At 66.5% G+C, this 10,969-nt stretch carries 10 protein-coding genes; 6 read left to right on the forward strand and 4 right to left on the reverse strand.

Annotated elements, in window-relative coordinates; translation table 11 throughout:
- Positions 1-41: 41 nt before the first annotated feature.
- Positions 42-962 (reverse strand): GNAT family N-acetyltransferase, encoded by a 921-nt coding sequence (locus tag SK803_RS44425; protein WP_319972284.1) that lies wholly within the window; start codon positions 960-962, stop codon positions 42-44.
- An 11-nt stretch (positions 963-973) separates the two neighbouring features.
- Positions 974-1,807 (reverse strand): class I SAM-dependent methyltransferase, encoded by an 834-nt coding sequence (locus SK803_RS44430; protein WP_319972285.1) that lies wholly within the window; start codon positions 1,805-1,807, stop codon positions 974-976.
- 179 nt (positions 1,808-1,986) lie between these two features.
- Between SK803_RS44430 and rpsA the strand changes: the two genes are divergently transcribed.
- From rpsA to coaE, 4 genes are all read left to right on the forward strand, one after another.
- Positions 1,987-3,477, forward strand: a complete 1,491-nt coding sequence (gene rpsA, locus SK803_RS44435) for a 30S ribosomal protein S1 (protein WP_319972286.1) — start codon at positions 1,987-1,989, stop codon at positions 3,475-3,477.
- A 193-nt stretch (positions 3,478-3,670) separates the two neighbouring features.
- The gene (locus SK803_RS44440; protein WP_319972288.1) at positions 3,671-4,582 is read left to right on the forward strand and encodes a hypothetical protein; all 912 of its coding nucleotides are present in this window, start codon (positions 3,671-3,673) and stop codon (positions 4,580-4,582) included.
- A 125-nt stretch (positions 4,583-4,707) separates the two neighbouring features.
- Positions 4,708-5,328, forward strand: coding sequence for a DUF3558 domain-containing protein (locus SK803_RS44445; RefSeq protein ID WP_319972289.1), 621 nt, complete (start codon positions 4,708-4,710; stop codon positions 5,326-5,328).
- A gap of 10 nt (positions 5,329-5,338) precedes the next feature.
- Positions 5,339-6,487 carry a dephospho-CoA kinase gene (coaE, locus tag SK803_RS44450; protein WP_319972290.1) on the forward strand — a complete coding sequence of 383 codons (1,149 nt, stop codon included), beginning with the start codon at positions 5,339-5,341 and terminating at the stop codon, positions 6,485-6,487.
- Here the strand turns inward: coaE and SK803_RS44455 are convergent.
- Entirely contained in the window at positions 6,463-6,927 is a 465-nt protein-coding gene (locus SK803_RS44455; RefSeq protein ID WP_319972291.1) for a DUF402 domain-containing protein, read from the reverse strand. The genes coaE and SK803_RS44455 overlap by 25 nt on opposite strands.
- 142 nt (positions 6,928-7,069) lie before the next feature.
- On the reverse strand, positions 7,070-7,579 hold the full coding sequence (locus SK803_RS44460; protein WP_319972292.1) for a DUF402 domain-containing protein: 510 nt from the start codon (positions 7,577-7,579) through the stop codon (positions 7,070-7,072).
- A gap of 50 nt (positions 7,580-7,629) precedes the next feature.
- On the opposite strand from SK803_RS44460, the gene SK803_RS44465 reads away from it, so the two are divergent.
- Positions 7,630-8,718, forward strand: a complete 1,089-nt coding sequence (locus tag SK803_RS44465; RefSeq protein WP_319972294.1) for a DUF5685 family protein — start codon at positions 7,630-7,632, stop codon at positions 8,716-8,718.
- A 55-nt stretch (positions 8,719-8,773) separates the two neighbouring features.
- A complete protein-coding gene (uvrB, locus tag SK803_RS44470) occupies positions 8,774-10,936 on the forward strand; it encodes an excinuclease ABC subunit UvrB (protein WP_319972295.1) in 2,163 nt (720 codons plus the stop codon).
- Positions 10,937-10,969 lie beyond the last annotated feature (33 nt).

Below are 10,969 nucleotides of genomic sequence, written 5' to 3' on the forward strand. Positions count from 1 at the left end.
ATTCTCCCGCAGACTTCGCCCGGCGGCAACTCGGACATAGGTCACCTAAGGGCGGAGGCGGGGCGTACTTCCCAGACGGTCCACAGCGGCCGGTAGCCCTGACGCGGCCAGAACACCGAGCTCAGCGGGTTCGGCGGGTTGTAGTAGAGGTACGTGCCGACCGCGCCCATCCGGTGAAGTTCCTGGTGGGCGTAGGCGACGAGCTGCTGGCCGATACCGCTGCCGCGTGCGCCGGGCAGCACGGAGACGCAGTTCACATAGCCCCAGCGGCCGCGCGGCAGCCTCGCCGCCGCGCTCGTGCCCGGTTCGGACGACACGATCGCGCACTCGGCGAGCGCCACCGCGATGCCGTCGCGTTCGGCCAGCCAGATGGGGCTCGCGTTGTTCAGGCGGTCGGTGAGCGCGCGTCGTTTGAGGGCCGGCGCCTCCGGGCGGACGATCGTGGAGCCGACGAACGACGAGTACTCCAGCTCCACGAGCGACAGCTCCAGCACGACTTCCAGGTCGTGCGGGGTGGCCCGGCGGATCGTGAGCGTGCGGGGGACGTGCGGATGCGGAGTCCGCAGCCTGATCCCGAGCACGGACAGCGGCACCAGGCCGTGGTCGAGGAACGCCCGTGCGGCCTTTGTGTCACGGCTCGGCCAGTGCACGACGCACGCCGTGTCCTCGCCTATCTCCTGCGTGTCGAGGTGCCTGCGCCACCGCTTGAGGAGCGCGTCCATGCCCTGTGTGTCACCGACCAGCGGTAACAGTTCCCACACCTCGGCCGCCGACCACAGCCGGGTGGTCGAGAGCCGGTCGAACCTCTGGTGGCTGATGACCCCGGCGACGCGCTCGCCGTCCGCCAGCGCCGCCGTGATGACGTGGCCGTCCATCGGCGGTTCGGTGGCGGGCGGGAGCAGCGGGTCCAGCGCCGCGAAACGAGCTGACTGGGCCGCTACGAGTCCGCGTGCCGAGGTCATGACCGAGGAGATTACGACGTCAGGCGGGTGCGGAAGATCGCGGTGCCGGGGAAGAGCTTGCCGCGCAGCGGGCTCCACTGGCCCCAGTTGCGGGTGTGACCCTTCGGCCACTCGGGCTCGACGAGGTCTTCGAGGACGAATCCCGTGTTCTTGAGCGCGCGGACGTAGTCGCCGAGCGTGCGGTGGTGCTCGACGTAGACGGCGTGGCCCTCCCCGTCCACCTCTACATAGGGCGTGCGGTCGAAGTACGACTGCGTGACGGTGAGGCCGAGCGGGCCGGGGTCGTCCGGGAAGATCCACCGCATCGGGTGGTTGACCGCGAACACCCACGGCGCGCCGGGGCGCAACACGCGGGCGACCTCGCTGAAGACCTCCTGCACGTTCGCCACGAAAGGTACGGCGCCGAACGCGGAGCAGGCGGCGTCGAAGCTTCCGTCCCGGAAGGGCAGTTGATCAGCACTGGCCTGCACGAGGGGGACGTCGATGCCGGTCTTGGCGTTGTTCTCACGCGCGTGGCGGAGCATGCCCTCGGAGATGTCGAGCGCGGTGGCGTTCGCGCCGTTGACCTTGAGCCAGCGGGCGCAGGGAGCACTGCCGGCGCCCACTTCGAGGATGCGCTGACCAGCGACTTCACCCAGGAAACGGGAGTCCTCCTCGCGCAGGCCCTCCGGGCACCAGACGAAGTCCGCCGCACCGAGGAAGTCGCCGTGCGTGTCGTGGTAGTCGTCGGCGTCCGCGTCCCACCAGATGCGGTTCGCCACGCGTGACTCGGCGGCGTCCGCCCCGCGCTTGACGATGCCGGCCGTGCCGAGCGCTTGCTCCGCGCTCGCGTGCTGGTTGGACACACTGCTCCTTCACCTGGGGGCTGGTTTGCTTGCTCGTCTCGCGGCCGCGTACGATATCGCGTGCGTAGTGGGTTAGTGCTGCCCATGATCCAGAACCGACGGATTCCAGGTCGCTGCGACGCTGCGCGCGCACCACTACCAGCCAATCAATGCCAATCCGTACCGGAGCCACCTACCTAATGTCCACCGACACCACCACCGCCCCCGTTGCCGCTGCTCCCAAGCAGGTCGCGATCAACGACATCGGGACGGAGGAGGACTTCCTCGCAGCTATCGACAAGACGATCAAGTACTTCAACGATGGCGACATCGTTGAGGGCACCATCGTCAAGGTCGATCGGGACGAGGTCCTGCTCGACATCGGCTACAAGACCGAGGGCGTCATCCCCTCGCGCGAACTGTCGATCAAGCACGACGTCGACCCCAACGAGGTCGTCAAGGTCGGTGACGAGGTCGAGGCGCTTGTTCTCCAGAAGGAGGACAAGGAAGGCCGTCTGATCCTCTCCAAGAAGCGCGCTCAGTACGAGCGGGCCTGGGGCACCATCGAGGCGCTCAAGGAGAAGGACGAGCCCGTCAAGGGCACGGTCATCGAGGTCGTCAAGGGTGGTCTCATCCTCGACATCGGCCTCCGCGGCTTCCTCCCCGCCTCGCTCGTCGAGATGCGTCGCGTCCGCGACCTCCAGCCGTACGTCGGCCGTGAGCTCGAGGCGAAGATCATCGAGCTGGACAAGAACCGCAACAACGTGGTCCTGTCCCGCCGCGCGTGGCTCGAGCAGACCCAGTCCGAGGTCCGCAGCGAGTTCCTCAACCAGCTGCAGAAGGGCCAGGTCCGCAAGGGCGTCGTGTCCTCGATCGTCAACTTCGGTGCCTTCGTGGACCTGGGTGGCGTCGACGGCCTCGTGCACGTCTCGGAGCTGTCCTGGAAGCACATCGACCACCCGTCCGAGGTTGTCGAGGTCGGCCAGGAAGTCACCGTCGAGGTTCTCGACGTCGACATGGAGCGCGAGCGCGTCTCCCTCTCGCTGAAGGCGACCCAGGAAGACCCGTGGCGCCAGTTCGCCCGCACCCACGCGATCGCCCAGATCGTGCCGGGCAAGGTCACGAAGCTGGTTCCGTTCGGTGCGTTCGTCCGCGTGGACGAGGGCATCGAGGGCCTGGTCCACATCTCCGAGCTGGCCGAGCGCCACGTCGAGATCCCGGAGCAGGTCGTCCAGGTCGGCGACGACGTCATGGTCAAGGTCATCGACATCGACCTCGACCGTCGCCGCATCTCGCTGTCGCTCAAGCAGGCCAACGAGGGCTTCACGGTCGACACCGAGTTCGACCCGACCCAGTACGGCATGGCCGCCGAGTACGACGACCAGGGCAACTACATCTACCCCGAGGGCTTCGACCCGGAGACCCAGGAGTGGCAGGACGGCTTCGACAAGCAGCGTGAGGAGTGGGAGCGTCAGTACGCTGAGGCCCACACTCGTTACGAGGCCCACATGAAGCAGATCCGCAAGGCCGCTGAGGCTGAGGAAGAGGCGACTGCTGAGGGTGCGGGCAACTACACCTCCGGTGGCGACGCTCCTTCGGCTTCGGTCGGCGCGCCGGCTCAGTCCGGTGGCACGCTCGCTTCGGACGAGCAGCTTGCCGCGCTTCGGGAGAAGCTGTCTGGCGGCATGTGAGTCTGTCGCTAGCTAGTTAGACCTCAAGACCCCCGCACCTGTTGGTGCGGGGGTCTTTTGTTTGCCCTTGTGGCGTCTGCAAGTACCACCAACCCAAGATCAACAGGCACTTATCTACTACCAACTGCCTGGGTTATCCACAGGTTCAGGAGCAAGGCAGCACTGCGAGGTCGCGCTGGAGCACGCTGAGCCGATGGACGAGTGGATTGACGATGTCATTGAGCACGACGGATTGATCTTGCGCGAGCGAGCGCTGCGTGACGGCGTAGATCCCGACCAGATCATGAAGGCGCTGCGGACGGGGCGGATTCGACGCGTGCAACGTTGTGTGTACGTGCGCCGAGGATCAGAGTCAGCTCCGTTGGCGTTGGCGAGGGCCGCTGTGCTGAGTTCTGGGGTGGCAGATGCGGTTGCGAGTCATCAGACCGCTGCGCGTGTCCACGGGCTGGCTGTACCTGATGGAAGATGGCCGGAACACGTCACCGTCGCACGCAACGAGCGGCGTATCCGGAGACGCGAGTTGATCTGTCACGGCCGGGCTCTCGCGCAAGGTGACGTCGAACTTCGTGATGGCGTACCCGTGACTAGCGCAGTGCGTTCGTTGCTCGACATGTCTGCTGAAGTGCCCAGACTCAACGCTGTTTGGGCGATCGATGATGCTGTCCGCCGCGGAATCGTCTCTCCGCGTCAGATCGCCATGTCGTTGTCGGCGCGTGTCGGAGGACGTGGCGACGGTGTGATCAAGCTGCGGGTGGCTGAGGCGGACGGTCGAGCAGAGTCGATCCTGGAAACCGCTGGCAGACTTGCGTTGAGGGACGCTGGCGTCATGCCGCCGAGCACTCAGTACGAGGTTTTCGACGGCGGTGAGCTCGTAGCGCGCCTCGACGCCGCCTATCCAGAATGCCACCTCGGTATGGAGTTCGACGGCGTTGCTGTGCACAACGCTCCGCGTGCGTTGCATCGAGATCGGCACAGGCAGAACCGCTTGCTGCATCTCGGCTGGACGCTGCTCAGATTCACGTGGTGGGACGTGGTGCACGATCCGGAGGGGTTCGTGGCTGCGGTGCGGCGGGGCTTGAGCGCGAGGGGAGTTGGGTGTAGTTAACGGCGGTTTGATCATGAGTTGGTAGTACTTGCAGACGCCTTTGCTGAACGACTGGGCGCCGCTTGGTGTGCAACCCGTTCACTCTGTGGTGGAGGGCTGAGTCCGTTGTGTAGGTTGACAAACCTATGCGTGGGAACGGGTTCTTCGTGGTGCTGGGCGCGGTTGCGCTGGCGGTGGTTGGTGCGGGCTGTACTGCTGCGGTTCCGCAGACTCAGGCGCCGCCGCCGCAGATCCCGAGGATCACTCCGCCTACTACGCCTTCGCGGGTTCCGTTGATGGTGGATCGGGCGTTGCCGGACGACTGTGAGCTCGTGGTGCCGGCTGAGGTGATGAATGCGACGCTCGGGCAGGAGTTGCCTGGGGAGCCTCGGATCATCATCGGCATCAAGGAGCCTGGGATCGGGCGTACTGGCAAGATCGATTGCTACTACGGGATTCCCGAGAAGAAGAACCTGCCGGACGCGAAGATCGTCATCGGGTTGTCGACGTACACGGATGACTTGACGGCTCGTACTCGGGTTGGCGAGAGCGTTGAGGCCGAGCGGGCTGAGGGGGCCAAGGTCACCGAGGTTGACGTCGGCAAGCAGAAGGGGACGTTGATCGAGGGCAAGGACGAGCAGTTGCTCATCGGGTTCCTCGGCAAGTCGACGTTCGTGGTGCGCAACCGCAACAACTTCATCCCCAAGGAGAAGCTCGTGGCGATCCTGCCGGTACTGGCCCAGCAGTCCATGACGCCGCCGGTCTAACCTGGGCGGCATGCTCAGGGTGGGGTTGACCGGGGGAATCGGGTCCGGCAAGTCGACGGTCGCGCGGTTGCTCGCTGCCAATGGTGCGGTGGTCATCGATGCGGACAAGCTCGCGCGTGAGGTTTTGGAGCCTGGGAGTGAGGGGCTTCGGGAGGTCGTCAAGGCGTTCGGTGAGGACGTGCTGAACGGGGACGGCACGTTGGACCGGGCGGCGCTGGCTGCCAAGGCGTTTGCTTCTGAGGAGGCTCGGCAGACGCTCAACGGGATCACGCATCCGCGTATCGGGGCGTTGACCGGGCAGCGGATGGCTGAGGCTCCCGAGGACGCGATCGTGGTGCACGACATCCCGTTGCTGGTGGAGCGGGACATGGCGGCGGCGTATCACCTCGTGATCGTGGTGTACGCGGACTCGGCCACGCGGTTGGAGCGGCTGGTCACCAGTCGGGGCATGGATCGGCGGGATGCCGAGAACCGGATTGCCGCGCAGGCCACGGACGAGCAGCGGCGGGCTGTTGCCGATGTGTGGCTGGACAACTCGGGTGAGGTTCCGGACATCACCGGGTTGTGGGATCGGCTCGTGGGCTTTGAGAAGAACGTGCGGACGCAGTCGTACGCGTCCGGGTCGCCGATTGTGGTGCCGTACGACGAGCGGTGGCCCGCGCAGGCGAGGCGGGTTGCGCGGCGGATCAGTGTGGCGGCTGGTGGGCGGCACGTGGAGCACATCGGGTCCACGGCTGTGCCTGGGCTTGCGGCGAAGGACGTGCTGGACTTTCAGCTTGCCGTCGAGGACATGGAGACCGCTGACGGGTTGCGGGATGTGTTGGCACGGGCCGGGTTTCCGTACGTGGGGCCGTATGAGGACACGCCACGTGGTGAAGGGGAGTGGAGCAAGCGGCTGCACGCCGGGTCGGATCCTGGGCGGCGGGTGAACCTGCACGTGCGGATCGAGGGTGCTGCCAACTGGCGGTGGGCCGTTGATTTCCGGGACTGGCTGCGGCACGACGGTCAGGCTCGGGAGGAGTACGCGGCGCTCAAGCTCGAGTTGTCCCAGCGGTTCGCGGCCGATGCCGGAGCCTTCGCCTACGGGGAGGCGAAGGAACCGTGGATGGAGGCGGCGGTCGCGCGGGTCGAGGCCTACAGGGGCGGCCAGGCGTCGTAGATGCCGTGCCACGTCAGCCACGACGTCAGGTTGTGGTTGACGTTGCTGAGTTCTTCGAGGGTGCGGTGGACGGTGCGCAGCGCCTGGTCGGCGTCGCCTGGGCGTAGGACGCGGCCTGCCACGGCGGCGGCGAACTCCTCGCTGCGCACGATGCGGGCCGTGGTGCCGCCGGGAACTGCCAGGCCCAGCAACAGGTCCGTGGTCTGCCAGTGGCGGTGGTCGCGCTCGACGCGGACCGCGGACAGCACGCTCGGGCCGCTGCGGGCGTGCCGGGAGCGGGCGCGGTAGGTCGTCAGGCGCACGCCCAGTTCGGGCATCAGCCAGGTGACCTCGGCGTCGGAGAACGGGTCTTCCGGGGTGGGATGCTCGATCCGCAGACCCCACCGTTCGACATCGCACGAACTGAGAGTTCGCGAGCCGCCGGACGAATAGGTTCGCACGCCGGAAATGGTGTCGACGACATCGACCAACTGAGGTGTAGTGACCGCTCCCACGACGCTGAGGGTAGTCAAATATGTGCTCGGAGTTACACGCCGGGTCGATTCGTTACGTCACGGTCAGATGACGACCACACTCTGTGTATCAACGCCAGGTGGTGGGACAACCTGAAGAGGTGAGCCACCTGACCACATCGTGACCGTGCGCTGAAATGCCGGACACCGCCGAGTAGGTGGTTTCCAGCGCCCACTGCGCGCGTTCCGGGGTGATCAAGCTGTGCTGAACTGCGGTGATCAACTCGTCGGTGTCCAGCACGATCACGCTGTGCCCTGTTCGGACGATCAGGTCGAGGTACAGATCGGTTGTTTTCCAGACGCTGCCGACCGCGTTGATCTCCACGACGTCCACGTAGAAGTCGAAGTCGAGCTCGTGACCGGGGTGCCAGGACTGGCGCGTGACCCTGATGTTGAGCTTGGGCACGAACCAGCTCTCGAAGTGGCTGATCTTCGGATGCCCGGCGAGCGGCCGGAACATGTAGAGGCCCGTCGGGGTGAGGCGGTACTCGTCGACGCTCCTCAACAGACCCTTGGGATCTGTGTTGCTCTTGGCGTCCAGGTCGAAGTACTCGATCTTCGGCGGATGGATGTGTGCCACGTCAGCGATACTGCCATCGTTGTGCCGTGGGGCCACTTAGGATGCCGCGCATGTTCGGGATCATCCGCCCCTGCCGCAACAGAATGGGCGTTGAGCTGCGGTCGTCGTGGCTCGCGCACCTGTGCGGGATGTGCCTGTCGTTGCGCGACGAGCACGGTCACCTTTCGCGGCTCGTCACCAACTACGACGGGCTGATGATCTCGGCCGCTGTCGAGGCGCAGTCCGTCGTCTCGCGGCGGCCGGCCGGGCCGTGCGCGTTGCGGGGACTGAAGTCCGCGGACGTGGCGATCGGTGACGGTGCGCGGCTGGCGGCGTCGGTGTCGCTGGTGCTGGCGTCGTTGAAGATCCACGACCACGTGGACGACGGTGACGGGCTGGCCGGACGGCTCGGGTGGGCCGGGCGCGCGGTGGCGCAGCGCTGGGCCGCCAAGGGGCTGGGTACGGCGTCCGACCTCGGGTTCGACGCGTCGGTGATGGTGGATTCGGTGCGGCGGCAGCCTCTGGTCGAGGCCGCGGCGGGGCTGGGCAGTTCGGTGCTGCTGGTGACCGAGCCGACCGAGACCGCGACCGGGTTCGCGGTGGCGGAGACGGCGTTCATCGCCGGGAGGCCGCAGAACTCCGAGCCGTTGCGCGAGGTGGGGCGGCTGTTCGGGCGGGTCGCGCACCTGCTGGACGCCGTGGAGGACCTGGAGGCGGACCGCGCGGCGGGCGCGTGGAACCCGTTGATCGCCACCGGCACGTCGGTCGCCGAGGCGCATCGGCTGTGCCTGGACGCTCTGACGGGCATCAGGCTGGCGTTGGACGAGGTTGAGTTCACCGACGCTCGGCTGGTGCACAAGCTGCTGGTGCACGAGCTGGAGGAGTCGGTCATCCGCGTGTTCGGCAGGGACCGGCACGACGACGGCAGGCGAACTCCGGTGAACCCCGGCCGGGGTCCGTGGGCGTACCCGAGGCTGACCTACCAGCCGCGGCCGCGCGGGTTCCTGGAAGGCTGCGGCGCGTCGCTCTACATGTGCGGGACCTGCCAGTTCTGCTGCCGCGACCCGTTCCCGGGACCGTGGAGCGACAAGTGGCGCAACAACCCGTTCGACTGCGACGGGTGTGACTGCTGCGACTGCACCTGCTGCCCCTGCGATTAGGGCTCTGACCAGGCCCGATCTGAAATTGTCAGACCCTCGGCGTAACGTGCTTCCCGTGGCTTTCGCAACCGAGCTCCCGCCAGAGGAGAGCACCGTCAAGGCGCACTCCGAGCACCGTCCCGTCGGCGACATCGTCCGCTCCGACGGGCAGTTCCGCGTGGTCAGCGACTACCAGCCGGCCGGTGACCAGCCGGCGGCCATCGCCGATCTGGAACGCCGCGTGCGCGCCGGCGAGCGCGACGTGGTGCTGCTCGGCGCCACCGGTACGGGCAAGTCGGCGACCACGGCGTGGCTGGTCGAACGGCTGCAGCGCCCGACGCTCGTCATGGCGCCGAACAAGACGCTGGCCGCCCAGCTGGCGAACGAGCTGAAGGAGCTCTTCCCGCACAACGCGGTCGAGTACTTCGTCAGCTACTACGACTACTACCAGCCAGAGGCGTACATCCCGCAGACGGACACGTACATCGAGAAGGACTCCTCGATCAACGAGGACGTCGAGCGGCTGCGCCACTCCGCCACGATGTCGCTGCTCACCCGGCGCGACGTCATCGTGGTCGCCTCGGTGTCCTGCATCTACGGCCTGGGCACGCCCCAGTCGTACCTCGACCGCTCGATCCAGCTGGAGACGGGCGTCGAGGTCGACCGGGACGCGTTCCTGCGCCTGCTCGTCGACGTCCAGTACACCCGCAACGACATGTCGTTCACCCGCGGCTCGTTCCGCGTGCGCGGCGACACGGTCGAGATCATCCCGTCCTACGAGGAGCTCGCCGTCCGCGTCGAGTTCTTCGGCGACGAGATCGACAAGCTCTACTACCTGCACCCGCTCACCGGTGACGTCGTCCGCGAGGTCTCCGAACTCCGGATCTTCCCGGCCACGCACTACGTCGCCGGCCCGGAGCGGATGGAGCGGGCCATCCGCGACATCGAGGCCGAGCTGGAGACGACGCTGGCCCAGATGGAGCGCCAGGGCAAGCTGCTGGAGGCGCAGCGACTGCGCATGCGCACCTCCTACGACATCGAGATGATGCGGCAGGTCGGGTTCTGCAACGGCATCGAGAACTACTCCCGCCACATCGACGGCCGCGGCGCGGGGACGGCGCCGGCGACCCTGCTGGACTACTTCCCCGACGACTTCCTGATGGTCATCGACGAGTCGCACGTGACCGTGCCGCAGATCGGTGGCATGTACGAGGGCGACGCTTCGCGCAAGCGCAACCTGGTCGAGCACGGGTTCCGGCTGCCGTCCGCGTTGGACAACCGGCCGTTGACCTGGGAGGAGTTCGCCGACCGGATCGGGCAGGTCGTCTACCTGTCCGCGACTCCAGGGCCGTACGAGCTCGGGCAGTCCGGTGGTGAGTTCGTCGAGCAGGTGATCCGGCCTACCGGCCTGATCGACCCCGAGGTCGTCGTGAAGCCGACCGAGGGCCAGATCGACGATCTGGTGCACTCGATTCGGGAGCGGGCCGAGCGGGACGAGCGGGTTCTCGTCACCACGCTGACGAAGAAGATGGCTGAGGACCTCACGGACTACCTGCTGGAGCTGGGGATCCGGGTTCGGTACCTGCACTCCGAGGTCGACACGCTGCGGCGGGTGGAGTTGCTGCGGCAGCTTCGTCTTGGCGAGTACGACGTGCTGATCGGTATCAACCTGCTGCGGGAGGGGTTGGACCTTCCTGAGGTTTCGCTCGTGGCGATTCTCGATGCGGACAAGGAAGGGTTCCTGCGGTCCGGGACGTCGTTGGTGCAGACGATTGGTCGTGCTGCTCGTAACGTGTCCGGTGAGGTCCACATGTACGCGGACCGGATCACCGACTCCATGCGGCACGCGATCGAGGAGACCAACCGGCGGCGGGAGAAGCAGGTCGCTTACAACACTGAGCGGGGGCTTGATCCGCAGCCGTTGCGGAAGAAGATCACGGACATTCTTGAGGCTGTGTACTCCGAGGTCGAGGACGAGGTTCCGGTTGGGGGATCGGGGCGGAACCAGTCTCGGGGGAAGCGGGCCAACGGGGAGGGTGGCCGGTCGGCTGGGGTGTTGCAGGCTCATGAGCGGTCCGGGATGGCCCGGTCTGAGCTGGCGGATCTGGTGCAGTCGTTGAGTGATCAGATGATGAATGCGGCTCGGGAGTTGCAGTTCGAGTTGGCGGCTCGGTTGAGGGATGAGATTCAGGATTTGAAGAAGGAGCTGCGGGGGATGGACGCGGCTGGGGTCAAGTGATCTAGCCCTTCGGGCTGATCACCTGGGGGCTCG

This window comes from Lentzea miocenica (assembly GCF_033949945.1).
Classification (GTDB): Bacteria; Actinomycetota; Actinomycetes; order Mycobacteriales; family Pseudonocardiaceae; genus Lentzea; species Lentzea miocenica.